Source organism: Frondihabitans sp. PAMC 28766 (assembly GCF_001577365.1).
In the GTDB taxonomy this organism is placed as follows: Bacteria; Actinomycetota; Actinomycetes; order Actinomycetales; family Microbacteriaceae; genus Frondihabitans.
Map to the genome: position 1 here is coordinate 817,907 of NZ_CP014513.1, position 17,737 is coordinate 835,643.

Genomic DNA, 17,737 nt, shown 5'->3' on the forward strand with positions numbered 1-17,737 from the left:
ACGATGCGGCGGCCTCTCTGATCGATCAGATGACGGATCGAGAGCTGCTGGGACTGCTCGACGGCGATTCACCCAGACGGGCCCTCCCCCTCATTCCCTTGCTGCTTACCCGTCAACCGTTCACCGCCGGGGCGGTCCCGCGCCTCGGTATCCCTGGCATCCGGTTCAGCGATGGAGCCCGAGGTGTCGTCATCGGTGCGAGTACGGCATTCCCCGTCACGATGGCGCGCGCCGCGACCTGGAACCCATCGCTGGAAGAGCAGGTGGGGCTCGCCATCGGCATAGAGACTAGGGCGAGGGGGGCAAACTACTCCGCCTCCATCTGCGTGAATCTCCTTCGCCACCCGGCCTGGGGCCGCGCACAGGAGTGCTACGGGGAGGACCCGGTCCTGACCGGCGTGATGGGCTCGGCCCTCACGCGTGGCGTCCGCGTGCACGTGATGGCTTGCGTCAAGCACTTCGCACTCAACTCAATGGAGAACGAACGCTTCGAGGTCGACGTGTCCGTGGACGAGCATGCGCTGCACGAGGTGTATCTGCCGCATTTCAAAGCCGTTCTCGAGGCCGGCGCCGACTCCGTGATGACTTCCTACAACCGGGTGCAAGGCAAGTACATGGACATCAACAGCAGCCTGCTGACCGACATACTGCGGGACGAGTGGGGCTTTGACGGGTTCGTGACGAGCGATTGGGTATTTGGTACGCACGACGCTGTCCTCAGTCTTCAAGCGGGGATGGACGTGGAGATGCCGCTCAGGCTGCTCCGCGCTCGGAACCTGCCTGCCGCTCTGAAAAGCGGAGAATTGGATCGAGGCACCGTGCTCGAATCTGCGCGCCGGATTTTGCGCACTTGCCTGCTGAACGCTGCGACCCGCGAGCCGGCAAGGCCGAGGGCAGACAGCGTCGCGTCCCCGACGCACCGGACTCTTACCCGCCAGGTCGCCTCGGAGTCCATCGTCCTGCTCAAGAACGAGGCGATCGGCCAAGAGCCTCTCCTGCCTCTGAGTCCTACCACGCGGCATCTGGCAGTCATCGGACGGCTTGCGACACGGGCGAACCTCGGCGATCACGGGTCGTCGCGTGTCCGTCCTCCTTCCACGGTCTCGCCCCTGCAGGGGCTTCGCGAGGCGCTACCGGGAGTGCGAATCACTACCGCTTCTGGCCGAAGCGAACACGCGGCGGCCGCCGCGGCAGCTCGGGCAGACACGGCCGTCGTCATCGTCGGCCTGGACGAGCACGACGAGGGCGAGTCCGTTGTCACCGGCGGCGTCGACGTCGGAGTGCTCGGCAGCGCGTTCGCCTCGGGTCCCCTCCGTGTCGCCCTCGCAGGTCTCGCCCATCTGGCGTCGCACTTCGTCCGAGGAGGAGATCGCACCTCGCTCGACTTGCGCCCCGCCGACGTCCGTCTCATCCGTGCGGTCGCCGCCTCCAACCCTCGGACCATCGTCGTCCTGATCGGCGGTAGCACGATCCTGACAGAGGAGTGGGAAGACCGCGTCCCAGCCCTCCTGCTGGCTTGGTACGGCGGCATGGAGGGCGGTCGCGCACTCGCCAGCGTCCTGACCGGCGACACTGAGCCGAGCGGGCGGCTACCGTTCGTAATACCGACCGACGCCGCGCATCTTCCACCCTTCGATCGCGCGGCGAGGTCCGTCGTCTACGACGACAAGTGGGGCCAACGCCGCCTCGACGGCGAGGGAACCATTCCGGCATTCCCTTTCGGCTTTGGCCTTGGCTACACGACGATTCAGCACCGTCTTCTCGAGCACAAATTCAACAGCACAGGCGGCAGCGCCGACGTGGTCGTGCAGAACACCGGCGACCGTGAGGGATCGACCGTCGTACAGATCTATGCCGCCGACGTGTCGGCACGCACGCCCGTCGCCCAGCTACTCGGGTTCCACAAGGTCACCCTGGAACCGGGCGCGGAGAAGACCGTGCGAGTCACGTTGGACGCGGGACCCACGCTGGAACGGGACCCGGCGACACGGAGCTGGTCGCCTCGCCCGGGCGCCTGGGCACTCCTCGCCGCCCAGCACAGCCCGACGAATTGGGCGCACGCCGCACCGCTGCGGCGCGCGGACGCGTAGACAGACACGGATGAGCCCCTGAACGCGTCGCCGGCGTTAGGCAGCCGCGGAAGACTTACCAAACTCAGCGCGGAAGGACCGGCGTGGGTGCAGTCAGTGCTTCGACTCGAACGGGCAGGGCATCGTCGCCGCGCAGGATGGCGTGGAGCAGACGCCTCGTCTCCGACCTGAGTGACACGGGCGCTATATTGCGACGCAGCACCAGAACGCCGCTAGAGGTTCCGTAATGCTTCTCCAGTTCGGCGACTTCGTCGGCTCGCAGCAGTGCGACAGTGCTGCCAGCAGCAGAGTCGATGAGGCGGACAAGTGAGGCTGGTCCCATCAGATCGGATGCGACAATGTGCCGTTCACTGACGTCGAGGACGGTTTTCTGCGCAGCCTTCGACACGATTAGGGGTCGGGATGATCCGTCCAGGAGCGCAGTCATTACGTCTCGCGCGGCATCCGGGCGACCGGTTTTTGTGGCTGCCGCTTGCATTCGAGCAAGGCGCCCCGGCTCCCGCAGGATCTCGTCGATCTTCCAACCAATTGTTGTCGTGGTGTTGCATCGAACAGCTGCGCCCTGCTCGATGAGGTAGTCGCCATTGCGAACCTCTTGACCGGGGATCGGGCTCACGAGCACCATGGGCAGACCTGCCGCCATGCATTCTGATGCCGACAGCCCGCCCGGCTTACCGATGAACAAGTCCGCACGATGCAGAAGTTCCGGCATATCTGTTATGAAGCCCACCACTTCGAAACGGTCAGCAGCAGGAGTTACCAGCTGCTCCATGCGCTGCCGCATCTCGTCGTTCCGACCGCAGACGACCGTCGCGCGAAAGGGGGAACGCAAGTGCATCAGCTGCCGCACGACCGCCAAGGCGTAGTCGCCTCCGGCGGCGCCGGCAGAGACCAGGAGCAGGGGAACCCCATTCGCCGCGGGCGCTATCGAGTCGTTTGGGCGTGTCGTGATCGGGATGCCCGTGGCGTTAATACGGTCGCTGGGCAATCCGAGAGCGGTCAACTCGACTTTGCCCTCCTCTCTGGCGACGAAAAGGGCGTGGAACGCCCCGCTGAGCCACAGGCCCTGAAAGTCATAATCCGTGGTGACCACCGCAGTCCGGGCATCCACGACGCCGCGCAGGAGAAGGGACGCCACCAACTGACCCGGTAAGAAGTGTGTGCACACGATGACAGTCGGACGGAGTCGCTTGATGGCTGCCACGATGGGAAGGGAATTTGCTTGTGTCCACGGGTTCATCGGCCCACGATGCCGAAACGGAGGGTCACTGATGTTGTAACCCAGTTCGACCAACCAGGGCATCTCCTCGACCAGGACGAAATAACCCTTTCCCAACACGTCGCGGTAGAGCGCGCTGCTCGCCTGTAGGACGTCGAGGACCTGCACCTCTGCGACGTCGGTACGCTCGGAGCACGCTTGCCGCACCGCTGCCGCCGCACTGTTGTGTCCCGAGCCGACGCCGGCCGACAAGATGAGGACCCGCTCGCCTCCGCGGGTGTTCGGGTCTTGTTCCGATGGCGTCTGCATGGACAGATGCTAGCGGTCCCTTCACAGCTGTCACGAGGCTCTTGGCTTGCTCGATGCAGAGGGGCGTCCAGCCCTACGTGTCAGGGTTGGGTGAGGCCAGGAGCTAATAGCAAGTCCGCCGTTTGACGTAGGGCGAGAACCAGGAATTCCAGCATCATGTCCAGCCCGTCTTTGATCGCCGTACGCGACGATAGTTCGATGAACAGTAGTAGTCCCGGGCCGAGGTCCGGGGGCCCGACGCCGAGGCGGTCATTCACCCCGGCGCAGAAGCTCGACCACCTCGCGGGCTACGAAGATGCCATTTCTCGTAACGAGGGCGGCGCTTATCTGCGGGAGCAGGGAATTTACTCGTCGCAGATTACCGAGTGGCGCAAGCTCCGTGATTCGGGTGTACTCGCGGGAAAGAAGCCCGGGGACAAGATCGGTCGGCTCACCGCAGAGCAAGCCGAGATCGCGAAACTGCGTCGTGAGCTCGATAAAGCCGAGCAGCGCCTGGCCACGACGGAAGTTGCTTTGACCATCATGGGAAAAGCACACGAGCTCTTGGAGCAGTTGTCCAAGAGCTCGCGGGACGAACCCCCGCAGACGAGATCCTGATGAACGTCTACCGCGAGTTGAGTGCGACCGGTGTTCGAACGCGTGCCGCAGCCCACCTGACCGGGGTCTCGCGGGCCACGGCAACCCGCAGACCGCGCGCGTTGCCCGCCCACCGGGCTGTGGTGCCGCCAGCGAATAAGCTCGACACCTCTGAACGGGCCAGGATCTTGGAGGTGGTCAATTCACCTCAGTTCGTGGACTTACCACCGATCCAGATCTACGCCCAGCTGCTTGATGCGGGCGTCTACTTGGCCTCGATCTCCACGATTTACCGGGTTCTGACCGAGAACACACAGGTCAAAGAGCGGCGGCGTCTGGCGCGGCATCCAGCCCGGGCGATCCCGGAATTGGTCGCCACCGGACCGGGCCAGGTTTACTCTTGGGACATCACGAAACTTGCCGGCCCGATCAAGGGGAAGTACTTCGACTGCTACGTCATGATCGATATTTACTCCCGGTACATCGTCGGAGCGCACGTCCACTCGTGCGAATCAGGCCAGCTGGCGGTGGAGATGATGAAGGAAATCTTTGGCATCCACGGCACTCCCCGGGTTGTTCATGCGGACCGTGGCACGTCGATGACCTCCAAGACCGTCGCGGCCCTGCTCTCTGATCTGGAGGTCACCAAGTCGCATTCCCGACCCCGGGTCAGCAACGACAATCCGTTCAGCGAGGCGTGGTTCAAGACCCTGAAGTTCGCCCCCGTGTTCCCCGAACGGTTCGGCTCCGTCGGGGAGGCACGGGCGTTCATGGCCACATTCGTCGACGGCTACAACCACACCCACCGGCACACCGGTATCGGACTGCACACCCCAGCCGACGTTCACTACGGCCTCGCCGCCGGCAAAGCCATCCAACGCTCTACGACCCTCGCCGCTGCTCGCGCTCGGAACCCCGAGCGCTTCGCCACCACCGCTGACCCGCAGATCCTGACACTGCCCGGCAGCACCTGGATCAACAAACCGACCGAGAAAACCGACGAGGAACCCGACACGAAACTAGCCGCCTAAACTCACGCTGGCCTCATTCACCTTGACAAATTCCGCAGTCGCGCCAAGTGCTCCGACAGATGCTGATCCCCGCCGGTTAGACGTGCTGCCCCTTTCTCCATGCTCGAGCATGATGAGCAGTCAGGAACCGGGACGCACCTCGTCCCGTCTCGCGCGAGAGGGTCGGTTCGAAAGCACGTACCGCTCGCGACTTGCCGAGGCCCCAAAAGCGAATTGCAAGACGAGCACGAGCAGAAGGGCCAGCAGCGGCATCGTCCAGCCGTCCGTCGTCGAATGCAGAAGGCCCAAGCCAAGGGGGCCGAAGCCTGCGACGACGTAGCCGACTCCTTGAGCCATCGTGGAAAGGTGGCCCGTGTGCTGGGCGTCGGGTGAGCGCAGCACGATGTAACTCAACGACAGGGCGATGGTCCCCCCTTGCCCCAGCCCGAGCAATGTCATCCATATCCATGGGGCCGCTCCAGTCGGAGCGACCAGAAGACCTGTCAGTCCTGCGGCGCCGAGCGCGGCAGTGACAGCCACAGGAAACCAGGTCCGGCGAGACTTGCGCATGAGAATTGGAGCACTCAGCGCCGCAGCTATGGCAGGGAAGCTGGAGTAGGACAGCATGAGGCCCGCGACATGAGCGGAGGCGCCATGATCTTGGAGCAGCGTAGGAATCCACGTAAGGGCCGCGTAGTAGCTGAGGCTCTGCAACCCCATGTAGCCCGTGACTGACCACGCGACCCGGTCGCGGAAAAGTCGCGCCAATCGAGGCTCGGTCTGCAGCTTCTCGGTGCCGTCGGCCACACCCTTCGTCTCGCGAATGTGGCCCGTATTCCGAAGGGAATGGGGCAACCAGACGAGCAGGGCAACAACTGCAGGCACCAGCCAGAACGCCAGCGCTGCGCGCCAGGATCCACCGAAAGCCGATGCGAGGGGGACGGTGAAGGCTGATGCGGCCGCCGCGCCGAGAAAAAGCGCCGTCGAGTACAGGCCCATCATGAGTCCGACGCGGCTAGCGAATGAGTGCTTGATCGCCGCAGGCATGCAGACATTGCCGATTGCGATCGCGGCGCCGAGAAGAACGGTTCCGGAGAACAACGTGATGGGCGACGGGATCAGCCGCATGCCAATCCCGGCGGCCACGGCCGCCATCGTGATGCCGAGGAGTCGGTGCAGCCCGACTCGTCGCGATAGGGACGGCGTGAGGAAAGCGAACACGCCGAAAGCGAAAACCGGGATCGTCGTCAACAAGCTCGCTGTGGCCGGGGAGACTCCGAGACCGCTTTCGATCAGGGACAACACTGGGCCTACGGATGCGACGCCCGTCCTGAGGTTGAAGGCGATCAGCAACAGGCCCGCGCCGATGAAACCACCAGTGATCACGTCCGCGCGATCCGGTGCCGGACCGCTATCACGGACGTTTACTGGCAACTTCTGAAGACGCTCGATGGGCATGTACCCAGTTGACCATCAGGACAGAATGCGCTCCAACACGTAAAGTGCCTTACTATGTCGGTTTCCGGACATCTCAGCGGACGGGGCGCCGCGGCGAACGCGACCATTCGCGCTTCGCTTGATGAGCTTCGGCTCGAGGGCGCGTATCGATTCACCCACGCCGAAACGTCGCCCCGCCACTCTCATGCTCTCGGACACCTCGTCCTCGCTGCGACTGGCGTTCTGTCACTTCTCACAGACGACGGCGTGTGGATTGCCCCCGGCAATCGGTTCACATGGGTTCCCGCAGGCTTCGAGCATCGACATCGTGCGCATGGCCGCACCGACATGCGCATTGTCCATTTCGAAGACTCACTCGTCTCCCCGTTGCCCGCGGTGCCAACGGTCCTCGTCGCGACACCCCTCGCTCGGGAGGGCGTCCTGTCGATGACATCGAGTTCGTCGCGTTCGCCGGCCTCACGGGACCACTTACGCCGCGTCATCGTGGATGAGATAGCGTCCGCCGCCCAGGAGCCCCTGCATCTCCCCGAGCTGCGTGACCCACGCTTGCAGGCACTGGCCCGACACGTCGAGGCGGATCTCGCGTCACCCTTATCCCTTGCCGCTCTCGGCGAGGTCGCGGGGCTGCAGTCCCGCACCCTCAGCAGACTCTTCCGGCAAGAGACAGGTATGGGCTACCGACAGTGGCGCTTGCAGCTTCGAGTCCACCATGCCCTCGTCCTCCTGGCTAACGGAGCATCCGTCACTGACACGGCCGCAGCGTGCGGGTGGGCCTCCACAAGCCAGTTCATCGAACAGTTCTCACCACTCGTGGGCATGACACCGGGAAAATACCGTCGACTTAGCTAGAGAGCAACCCTCGGCAGTCCCCCTGGATGTGCGGGAGGTCGTGATACTCGTCTGCAGCTTCTCTGCATGGGCGGACACATCCCTGTCGCACCGCTGGCGCGCCGAACGTCTCGGTAGTAAGGGTGTGACGTGAGGCCTATTGGAGCGATGCCTTGAGCCGGTCGCCTCGGCCCTTGAAGTGGACTCTCTCGAAAGATTTGAGCGTGTCGCCAACGAGACGCTCGAGGACGACGGCGTGAGCGTCGTCGGGTGGGAACGTCGGCCATCCGCGACCGCCGGTCGAGATTCGCACGTATTCTCCGCCCATCTGACCAAGCACCGCTTTCAGGTCGGGCTTTGAAAGGGTGGCGTTTGTGAGCGCGATGAGGCGGATGATGAGCGCGGGACGTGTGGACCGGCCGATAAGGGAAGACAGGGCAGACGCGGTGAGCCGCACGGCGGCTGAGATGAGGGCTTCAGCGATCGAGTTGGCCTGGTTGGGGGTTGCCGTCGCGACGTAGCTTCCGAGGTCGGCCGTGACCGTGTCGAGGACTTCCGGATGGGCGCTGCTGTAACGGATCAGCGGAGCGACGTTTTGAGCGGGAAGGATCTCGGGGTTGACGAACGTCGCGAACTTCTTCGACGCGTCGAGTGTCACTTCGAGGGTCGGCCAGTCGACCATGAGGTCGGGCCGGAAGGTGGAGGCCTCGTCGGCGATGAGTCCGCGCTTCAGCATCCTGGCCACGAGATCTCCAGCCAAGGCGGGGAGGACGGCGGGATCGATGAGGCCGGGTTTCAGTCCTGCGGCAAGGCGCACCCTGGTAGCCGTGGATGGAATGGTCGCTGCCGCGCGGAGGATGCTGATCGCGAGATCGCGTCGCGCGTCCTGATCGATTCGGTCCACCGCGGTGATCTTTTTTTGTCCGGATAGGAAGCTTCCGAGAGAAGCGTCGACGCCGTAGAACTTCACGTGGGCGGCGATGTTGTCGAAGGTCGGTTCCGTTCGATTGTGGATGAGGAGCGCCGGCCACGCTTTCTGGTTCACCGACGCGAGGTCGTCGATCCGGCACGTGAGCGCTGAGAGAGCGACCGCTTGCTCGAGAAGTTTCGGCGCCGCCTCCGCGATGGCGGAAAGGACGGACCCGAATTGTGCAGGATCCGACGCGATGGTGAAAAGTTCCGGGTGAAGTTCGACGACCCGCAAATAGTCCTCGAGCTGATCGAGGACGTAGCTGAAAAGGTCTCGGCGCTCGGCGATTGTGTCCAATCCGATCACGGAATCCAAGGCAAGGAGGGCGGTGAGATTGCGTTCCTCGATGGGGAACATGCGAAGAGTAATGGCGACCTGGCGCGCCGTCATGTTCAATGGTTCCACCAACTCAAGAGACGTGCCGCTGAGGTGAAGGATGCCGAGGACGATGGCCGCCCGACGGGACGATGTCGGCTGGGTGATCGCACTGATCTCGTGATAATGCTCGGCAAGTATCGTCCCCACCTCGGCATTGGTGGGGACCTCGTCTGTCGGCACGGCAGAGAGGATGGCGTCGAGGACGCGCGGGCGCAGCTCCTCTTTCACCGGGGCAGCCAGGGCTGCGTACTGCACGACTCCGGGCCAGAACGGTGCCATCGCCCCAAGCAGCCCGGCTGGGTCCGCGCCTTGGGCGACGTAAGTGTCCACGAACTCGGTTTCGAGGCTCCCTCGGCGGGCAAGGTTCTTCGCGACGACTGTGGCGGCGGCGGCTCGGCGCGTTAAGAGATAGTTCATAATGCTGACGTTATAGACGCCGGAGTCGAGGAATAGTTCAGCGGTGTCATCCTCAGCTTGTTGGTCGATCAGCAGCTGCTCAATGCTGTCGGAATCGAGGGGGAATGTGGCGTCGGGGATGCCCGGCTCGATGCACCGACGAATGTACTCGAGGGCATCAACGCCGAGGTATTCGCCGTAGAAGTGTGAGCCGTACAGGGCGAAGTGCGATGTGAGGTACCCATGCCTGACAAGTTCGCGGAGGAGCTCTGAATCGAGGTGCCACTGGATCAGCTCGTCGAACGTGGCCGCCGTCGGGGTTTCGCGTTCCTCTCTCGTCCAGGAGGATTTTCCGAGGGTGAATTCTGGTCGAGTGACGAGGTCTTGCCAGGAGTGGTGCCTTAAGAATGCGAGATCGTTTTCGGCGGACCGGAGATCGGCCTCGGTCGCGTCGACGGCGCCTTGGTCCCAGTCGCCCTGACGGAGCACGACACCGAGTTCGGTCCCGAGTTGAGAGGCGCTGTAGGACAGGGTGATGGCCGCCGCTCTGTAACCGGCCTGGTCCGAGACGACGAGCTGCTGGGCTTCCCCGTTGATGATCTGCTCCCACAGTGCGGGATCGGACTCGCTGCCTGCGCGGAGGGGGCCGGCGAGCTGCACGGTCGCGGCGGGCGTTGTGACGCGAGCAGCTGCTTCGAGGCGGAGTCGGAATTGCTCGAGGAGCGTGCCAAGGCGATTGGCGCGTGCGGCGCGGGTTCGAGTGCGGTCGAGGGCGGTGTGCAGGAGCGCGACCCGTGCGCTGACGATGCCAAGGTTTTCGGCGACGAGCGCCCGCCAGTCGCTGTACAGCCGATCAAGGGCGCTTGCTCGGTAACGGATTTCTTCGAAGCCGGTCAGGTGGGTGTTCTTGTAGAGGACGACAGCGAACACGAGATCATCGGTGATGCCGGGTACGTGCTTTTTAGGTACGACAAGTTGGTTGCGGTAAATCTCGAATTCGTTGCGGATGTTGTGTAGGAGTCGCATGTCGGCCACGTGCCGGGCTGCGAGGCGGATGAGCGCGCGATCGATCGCGAATTCCGTGCTGGTCATGGTTTCGGCCATCAGGTCCCGTGCGTTGTCGGCGCTGAGGAAAGGAACGACAGGGATGATGACGTCAAAGAACTTTGTGCGATTTGCCCGTTTCAGACCAGATTTCGCGGGGTCGGTTTCGTCGTCCTGGATGCCGATCAGGTCGAAGACACTATCGCGAATCGCGTAGATGAAAATAATGCGTTTTTTGATCTGGTCGGCGGCGTTCAGGAGGTTGTTGAGCGCGCGGAGCGTGTCGAACACATGGATGTCGTCAAATCGGTCGATGTCCTCGACGATGACCGTGGTGGCGCCGCTTGATTCGAAGAAGTAGACGATTTCGTCCAGGTATTCATCGAAGTATGTTTGCGACTTCGGTGACAGGTTGACCATGGCGGGGCCGGCGTTCACGGACGCGCTGAAGGTGGATCTGCCGTATGCCAGCGCGATGACGATTCGGGCGAGGACAGCGGCCAGGCCGAACAGCACCAGGTATGCCGCGTCCTGGCGCCAGGTCTGTGTGAGGCGGGCGTGAACGAACGGTTGGACGAGTCCGAGTCCGAGTAGAACGACCATAACGCCGGCCCCCGCACCGGTCGCGACGAGCCACCGTGTCGTGCTGCGGGGGACACTGGCGCGGCCGAATTTCGAGCGCGGGACCTTGCCGGGATGCAGCCGGTAGAGCAGCTGCTTGACGATCTCTTTCTGGAGGCGGTTTGTGCGGGAGGTTGCTTTGTCGTCCGACTGATCAGTCTCGGAGGCTTCTGGGGCGATCGTGGAGAGCGACAGTTCCACGACGTGACCCGAGGGGTCGTTCTTGATCGCCTCGAGGATGCTGCTTTTCCCGGTCCCGTACGCTCCGGTCAACGCGACGTTCTTCGTCTCGGGCCTGTCAAGCGCTTGAGTGAGAAGATCGACGTAGAAGCGGTGCCTTTTTTCGTCGAAGTCGGGTGCAAGGGTCGAGAGCAGGAGCGCCTGTCCAGCACGCTTTGCCTTTTCGGCACCCGCCGGAGACTGCTTATCTGACACGTGTTCAGGTTAGGTCAAGTCCCTGGTGGTGGATGCTCCTATTGCTGTCAAGGCGTGGCGGGTGGGGTGATTTGGTCGAGGGCGGCGTGGGCTTGGTGTTCGAGGGTGGTGTCGCCCCGGGTCCCGATTTCGAGGCGGCGGAGCTTTTGGTAGGGGACGCCGAGGGTCGCGGCGAGGACCGTGATCGGGATGCCGAGGGCTTGGCGGCGGGCGCGGAGCGCGACGCCGGCTGGTGCGTCCGGGCTCGGGTGGGTGAGGGTGTGGAAGACCTCGTTCGCGATGTGTCGTTTCAGGCAGCGGATGATGTCGCGGTCGGAGAGGCCCTCGGCTCGGCGGCGATCGAAGTACTCGGCTGTTCGGGGTTCACGGTGTCGCATTCTGAGGAGCACGATGCGGTGCAGGGCGCTGTTCGCTTGCCGGTTCCCTCCCCGGGAGAGACGGTGGCGGATCCGTTGCCCCGACGACGCGGGGATCGGTGCGGCACCGCAGAGAGACGCGAACGCAGCTTTGGATGTGAGTCTTTCGGGGTTGTCTCCGGCGGCGGTCAGCAGGGTCGCCGCGACGACGACGCCGACACCGCTGAGGGCGAGAAGGGCAGGGTTCACGACCCGGATGAGGGCATCGAGGTGGATGTCGATGATGGCCAGCTCGTCGTGGAGGGCCGTGTGACGGGCCGCGAGCCGCTTGAGCGTCTGGCGAGTGATCGCGTCGGGATCGTCCCCGGGGGCGGGGCGTGTTCGAGTGAGGATAGTCACGAGCCGCGTCTTGTCCAATGCGCGGTAGTCCTGCCTGACCCGGTCGGGTGCGGTGATGAGGAGGCTGTGGATTTGGTTCATGGTTTGGGACCTGGCCTTGACGGCGGAGTGTCGTTCGGCCATGAGGATCCGGATGGACTCGATCGTTCCGTCGCCGGATTTCGGTGTCGACGTGTGTGTGTCGGCGATGACTCCCAGGGCGGCTTGGTGGGCGTCGATCGGGTCGGACTTGCCTTTGAGGCGGCGATGTTGCCTGTTGGGGCGGGCGATCTCTCTGACGATGATTCCGGCCGCGTCGAGCGCGCGCGCGATTCCGGCACCATACGAGCCGGTTCCTTCGACGCCGACACGTTCGACGGTCCCGTGTCCTTTGAAGAACGCGACGATCTCCGCGTATGCCGTCGGTGTCGTGTCGAACTGCCGGTCCGTGATGGGACGTCCTGTCGCGTCGACGATCGCGACGTGATGGGTGCTCTTGTGGGTATCGATCCCGCCGAAGAACGCCACTGGCGACTTCGAGGGGTTGGCTGTGTCGGGTGGTGCTGTCATGCTCGTCATGGACGAATTCCCTTCCGTTGATGAGTGAATAGTCATCGCGGGCTGGGCGGGGCAGACAGCACAAAGGTGAGACGACTTCCCGGTCAGGCTCCTATCAAGTCATGTCCTGCCCGGCACCGCGAAAGCGGCCCGGAAACGTGGACAAATCCACCTAAAGACAACCCGTAAGGGCGTCAGTGTAAAAAGCGAGTCACACGCTCCCGGACACCCATCCATCATCTCTGTGTAGCCGTGTTTCCTTCGTTTGGTGGGTTAGGCGCTGAGTTCGAGGGCGGGTTGGTCGGTCACCTCCTGCTCGGTGCTGGGGACGAGGGTGAGGCGGGACTTGGACGAAGAGGAAGGTGAGCGTGGGACCCACACTCTGGCCTACCTTCCGACGGATAAACATGGAAGGGCTCGCCGGAGTGCTCGCGCATCGGCAGGCTAATCCGCTGGCCGCCACCCCCAGGTCGGGGCTGGCCCTGCGACACCGACCGGAGTTGTTCGCCCCATAGAGCACCCCTCTTTCGTGAAATACCGACGGCGATCAATCCGCCGCAGCGACAAAAGACTCGGCAAATCAAGCACGCACCAGAGCACGGAGGAACGATGACCGACACGAGTGACCAGCCAGGCACCGACCTGATCAAGATCGTCTACTTCGACGAACAGTCTGCCTCTGACTACCTCGACATCTCCGCCGGCGGCAAGGAGGTCACTAGCGCCGAACACATCCGAAATCGCACTAATGAAACACACGCGAAGGTGGATGCCGCGGTCTCAGCCAAGTTCAGCTGGCTGCCGTTCATCGGGGCGTCGGCATCAGCGGGAGCGGGGGCTGAAGCATCCCGGGAGGCGCAGAGCATCCTCAGCAAAACCCTCTCGAATACCATCCTCACCGACTACCTCGAGCAGGTCGATCAGGACCCCCGGATCGAACGGCTTCGTGATCTCTCCGTATCGGCAGCTTCAGACACGATGGCGTTCGTGAAGATGTACACCCCATACATGATCGCGGCCAAAGATGACGACCCGACCGTGGAGTTGGCTCGGTTGGATGAAGCCCTCACCAACGCCAAAGGCTACTACGAGCTGATCGCCCAGCACCCTGGAGAGGAACGGAAAAGCGTTCTGCGGTTCAATCTGCGAGCCTTCCGCAACAATTACGGACTGACGGACTTGATCCGAATGCGGCTGACCTACCACGGGATATTCGTCGGGCAGACGTTGGAAAGCAGTCTCACCTTGAGCAGCGAACTATCTGCCGCGCTCCCACAGGCATCCCTGTCAGCCGTCGATTTGGTCGACGGGGTCACGAGCGCAACGGGAGTCCTCCTGGATGTCTATGACGTCGTTCTGGCGGGGTCGAATATGGCCGCTGACATCGAAATAACCCTCTACTTCGGGCCCGTGAAGTGGTTCCACCAGAAGACCGCGCATCTCACGACGGAGAGCCTTTTGGACATCGTCATGGCTCGCGACGACTCAACACGGGTACTGACCGTCGTCCAGGGCGACCAATCGCAAAGCGCGCCCGGCACGGCTCCGGACCGCCCCGAGAATGTCGTCGCCGAGTCCAGCGACTACGCGTCACTGAACGAACACGTCATCTCCAACTTCGCCGGCCTGGTCCGTCCCATCCAGCCCAAGCATCTTCACCTGCACAACCCACCCGCGCAGATCCAGGCTCAACTCTCCCGAATCTTCCCCGTCCTTACCGAGAGGTACGTTTATCCCACCGTAACCGCTTCGACGCTCGCGAGCATCAGTAAGGACTTCGCCGAACGCCTCGTCGGCCAGGCGCATGTGCGCGCCGAGCTGCTAGCAGCGCTCTACCCGCTCACTGCGAAGGAACGCTCTACGCCAATCGTGTTGATGCTCTACGGCCCCTCGGGCGTCGGCAAGACGGAAACGGCGCACTTTGTCAACGGGCTCCTCGGCGGGGAGCTGATGCGGAAACAGTTCTCGATGTTCCACAGCGAGAAGTTCGCGTCCTATGTCTTCGGTGGGGCCCACACCGAAGCGTCCTTCGCGCATGACCTCCTGGACCGGGAATCCGGGGTGATCCTTATCGACGAGTTCGATAAGGCAAACCCGGCATTCCACAACGCCTTCTATCAGCTCTTCGACGGAGGCGTCTTCGAGGATAAGAACTACAAAGTGGAGGTCGGTCCCGCGGTCATCATCTGCACGTCGAACTACGACTCCGAAGCCGCCATCAACACCGCACTCGGCGAAGCCCTCGCTTCCCGCTTCGACGCCATGATCCGATTTGAACATCTCAGCGGCGAGCATCTTCGCATCATCCTCGAGCGTCTCGTGGCCAGCCATTTCGCGACGCTCACCGACGACGAGCAGAGGCAGATCGACCTCAACGAAGTCAGTCAGTACCTCGAACCCGTCACCCGCGCCACGGGCAATATTCGGCGTCTCGGCAAGACGGTCGAGCAGGTGTTCTCAATCCTTCTCGTCCGAAAACTACTCATGGACGTCTTGGACAGTGAGTCAGGGCATGAAAATGCGCCCGATCTTGCCGCAGTCTCCGATAAACCCGCGAACGACAAGTCACGCGAACAGCGCGAAGAGTCCGAATAAGGGGGCGCCAATTCGCGGCGGAGGCGATCGTGGGCGGTGTCGGTTCACCGCGCGAGCCGGCGTCTACTCCAGATAGATCACGGTCGACGGCCGTGTCGTCCCTGAAGGGTGTCGATCCGCGAAACATCAGTTGTTTCACGCGCCTGCCGGCTCTTCCTCCGGGCACTCCGAACAGCCCTCTCGTGGCGACCGCTCCTGCATCGCCAGTGTTCTCTGGCCGAACTCCTTGGCTGAGGGTGTGGTTAGACGCAGCCGAGTGCCAGCGTCACCCCGAACTGATTCGAGATCGCAGCGGACTGCTCCTCCCCCACCAGGAGACGAGTCTCTAACAAAAGTCCTTCTCCAGCCGATAGTGACTGGGGACGTTGCAGACATCCAGGGGGAGATCAAGTGAGCGAACGGGACGACGCACGTAACGACGCCATCGAGGCGGCCTATCGCGGCGGGAAAACAATGCAAGTCATCGCCGACGAGTTCGACATCTCGCGGGGCAGGGTGCACCAGATCCTCGAAGCGAGGTGTGGACTCCGACGCCTCGCGAGCTGCACGCCGCGAAGCACAGACGCGGACCGACAATGCGCTTGTCCGCTCGTTCTGGGAAGAGCATGGACTGTCCGTCGCCGCGCTTGCCGAGACCGGCGCCCGCAAGTTCGACGTCATCGATCGGTTCCGGCTACTGTTCCCAGCCATCGATCCGGTCGTCGTCGCCACGGCACTCGACGCGAGTCAAGTGGTCTTCAGCAAACAGGACGAAGCGCATCACTTTCCGGAAAGCGCCCTGCGCCTAGGGGTTCACTACCTCGTCGGCGTGCACTTGCGAATCGAGGGAGATCCTGGGGCGGCCCTCGTGGGGCTGGAACTCGACGACCTTCGAGCACTGGAAGGTGTATTACTGCCACGTGGCTTCAGCGTCGAGGAGATCGCGAACATCCTTGCTGTCGCTGCAGCCGTTCAGGAACAAGCCCGAGGTCAACGACTCACGCTCACGAAAAACAAGTACATGGAATTGCGCAAGCCGTTCGTCACTCGGCCCCGCGGCGAAGTCGCCCACCCATGGCCGGCCGATGCGCAAACCGTCATGAAGAGGCTTGGGCAAGGCTATTGGGACGACGCTATGACAAGCGCAGGCCTGGGAACGAGCGGTCGAGGACGCGCCCGAGGCCTGCTCCTGTTCTCCGAAGAGGACTACAGAGACGCTGTTGCGCACTTCATACAAGATCGAAACTCAGTGAACGCCAGCACGGGCTCCGCCCACTATGAGCCCTGGCGTGAACGGGAAATGCAGGGGAACCGTTCCCGGCCGTCATTGCCCGCAATTCGGAACAAATTCGAAACCTGGCAAGCCGCCATCCGCGCCGCCACGACTGCACCTCAGCTTCGAGCCAAAGCCTCGCAGCGAAACGCGCCCCCAGCTATCACTTTCTTGCACGCCGCACGGGTCGATCAGCGACAAGCTCTCCAGGAATTCGAATCTGCTGAAGGCATCAGCGAAAGCGACGCTGCCGTCCGCTCACTTTTGACCTCGTACGCCCAGACTTTTGAAATCGACCGACGGTCCTGGATGCGATCCATGATCCTCGCGGACCCCGCAGCGGGACTCCGACGAGCCGCGTTGCCGAAAGGAGCGTTGCGGCGCGCCCACGACGAACTCGTGGGCAACGCGGCCGACCCCCTCGCTGTCATAGACGACACCTACCTTGACCGGCTCCTCAGCAGCGGGCTGGGCAACGTGGATGGTTGGCTCTCACAGGATGTCGAAACCGAACTGGCACCACTGAATGAGCTCACGACAATGTACGAATTGCTGCGCGCGGCGCGGAACTACCTAATTCACGTATCCGACCACTCCGTCGAACGGCTACGAGCTGCCCTCGTCGACCATGCGGCTGTGGACTCGTCGTACCGGTTCACGCGCACGGTGACGCCGACGACGTTCATTCGATGGATGGCGGCAAGTGATGGGGCGCGTTTGCGTGAGGTCGTTGAAGTCATTCCCAAGGCCTGGTCGCTGATGGCAATCGCGGAAGGGGTCCTCTTCGCGGAGCAGTCCTCTTGACCTGGGCCCGCGGGCCGCATTTGCGAACGCACAATCCAAAGCGTGTCAGCCAGCAGCAATCCCGGTGCGATGAGCGGCAAAACCAACTCAATCACCGCTCCCGTCGACCCGGCCAACCAGCTTGTCGCAGCGCACCGCGCAGTGTAGAGATGAAGCCCGCGACGCCCGCGACAGTCTGTGCCGCCTGTCCCCAGTGGCCGGGAAGGTAGGTCCCTAGAAGCATGAGCGCGAACGACAGAGCCGGTGCCCACGCACTCCGCACGACCTGCACTGCCCGCCTTTGTCTCTCCGCGCGCTTCCATCCCGCGGGAAGGGGCAGAGCTCGGAGTTGAAAGAACATGTCGGTGATGAGGAAGGGATCCATGCCATCCCTATGTGCGGAACAACGTCGCCGACGGGCGCCCAGTATGAGGCTGATCCGGCACCCGCAACAACCCAGGTAACTGACGTCTCAAAAGAC

The 17,737-nt window shown here is 63.0% G+C and carries 9 protein-coding genes; 5 read left to right on the top strand and 4 right to left on the bottom strand.

What is annotated here, in order from left to right:
- Positions 1–29: 29 nt before the first annotated feature.
- Positions 30–2,090, top strand: a complete 2,061-nt coding sequence (locus AX769_RS03985; RefSeq protein WP_239451935.1) for a beta-glucosidase — start codon at positions 30–32, stop codon at positions 2,088–2,090.
- A gap of 64 nt (positions 2,091–2,154) precedes the next feature.
- On the opposite strand, the gene AX769_RS03990 is transcribed toward AX769_RS03985, so the two are convergent.
- Positions 2,155–3,618, bottom strand: a complete 1,464-nt coding sequence (locus AX769_RS03990; RefSeq protein ID WP_066276227.1) for a glycosyltransferase — start codon at positions 3,616–3,618, stop codon at positions 2,155–2,157.
- 198 nt (positions 3,619–3,816) lie between these two features.
- Here AX769_RS03990 and AX769_RS04000 point away from each other — a divergent pair.
- Positions 3,817–5,225 (top strand): IS3 family transposase gene (locus AX769_RS04000; protein ID WP_157887440.1). Its coding sequence is split into 2 segments (ribosomal slippage): positions 3,817–4,174 and positions 4,174–5,225, totalling 1,410 coding nucleotides; the frame shifts between segments, so codons are not numbered across the junction.
- A 120-nt stretch (positions 5,226–5,345) separates the two neighbouring features.
- On the opposite strand, the gene AX769_RS04005 is transcribed toward AX769_RS04000, so the two are convergent.
- Positions 5,346–6,662: an MFS transporter gene (locus tag AX769_RS04005; protein ID WP_066276234.1), complete on the bottom strand. Its 1,317-nt coding sequence runs from the start codon at positions 6,660–6,662 to the stop codon at positions 5,346–5,348.
- Between the two features lie 426 nt (positions 6,663–7,088).
- Between AX769_RS04005 and AX769_RS25020 the strand changes: the two genes are divergently transcribed.
- On the top strand, positions 7,089–7,511 hold the full coding sequence (locus AX769_RS25020) for a helix-turn-helix domain-containing protein (protein WP_239452080.1): 423 nt from the start codon (positions 7,089–7,091) through the stop codon (positions 7,509–7,511).
- Between the two features lie 136 nt (positions 7,512–7,647).
- Here the strand turns inward: AX769_RS25020 and AX769_RS04015 are convergent, their stop codons facing one another.
- Both AX769_RS04015 and AX769_RS04020 read right to left on the bottom strand, forming a co-directional pair.
- Complete coding sequence (locus tag AX769_RS04015; RefSeq protein ID WP_066276237.1) at positions 7,648–11,334, bottom strand: hypothetical protein; 3,687 nt, start codon at positions 11,332–11,334, stop codon at positions 7,648–7,650.
- Positions 11,335–11,381: 47 nt separating this feature from the next.
- Complete coding sequence (locus AX769_RS04020) at positions 11,382–12,647, bottom strand: IS110 family transposase (RefSeq protein WP_204249319.1); 1,266 nt, start codon at positions 12,645–12,647, stop codon at positions 11,382–11,384.
- A 588-nt stretch (positions 12,648–13,235) separates the two neighbouring features.
- On the opposite strand from AX769_RS04020, the gene AX769_RS24620 reads away from it, so the two are divergent.
- Positions 13,236–15,221 (top strand): DUF6414 family protein, encoded by a 1,986-nt coding sequence (locus AX769_RS24620; RefSeq protein WP_204249320.1) that lies wholly within the window; start codon positions 13,236–13,238, stop codon positions 15,219–15,221.
- Between the two features lie 520 nt (positions 15,222–15,741).
- Positions 15,742–17,277 carry a hypothetical protein gene (locus tag AX769_RS04035; protein ID WP_066276242.1) on the top strand — a complete coding sequence of 512 codons (1,536 nt, stop codon included), beginning with the start codon at positions 15,742–15,744 and terminating at the stop codon, positions 17,275–17,277.
- Positions 17,278–17,737 lie beyond the last annotated feature (460 nt).

What these genes read in the sequence shown, in the direction of transcription:
- AX769_RS25020 (WP_239452080.1), top strand. Translation starts at nt 7,089, where the DNA reads ATGACATCGAGTTCGTCGCGTTCGCCGGCCTCACGGGACCACTTACGC.
- AX769_RS03990 (WP_066276227.1), bottom strand. Translation starts at nt 3,618, where the DNA reads ATGCAGACGCCATCGGAACAAGACCCGAACACCCGCGGAGGCGAGCGG.
- AX769_RS04005 (WP_066276234.1), bottom strand. Translation starts at nt 6,662, where the DNA reads ATGCCCATCGAGCGTCTTCAGAAGTTGCCAGTAAACGTCCGTGATAGC.
- AX769_RS04020 (WP_204249319.1), bottom strand. Translation starts at nt 12,647, where the DNA reads ATGACGAGCATGACAGCACCACCCGACACAGCCAACCCCTCGAAGTCG.
- AX769_RS03985 (WP_239451935.1), top strand. Translation starts at nt 30, where the DNA reads ATGACGGATCGAGAGCTGCTGGGACTGCTCGACGGCGATTCACCCAGA.
- AX769_RS24620 (WP_204249320.1), top strand. Translation starts at nt 13,236, where the DNA reads ATGACCGACACGAGTGACCAGCCAGGCACCGACCTGATCAAGATCGTC.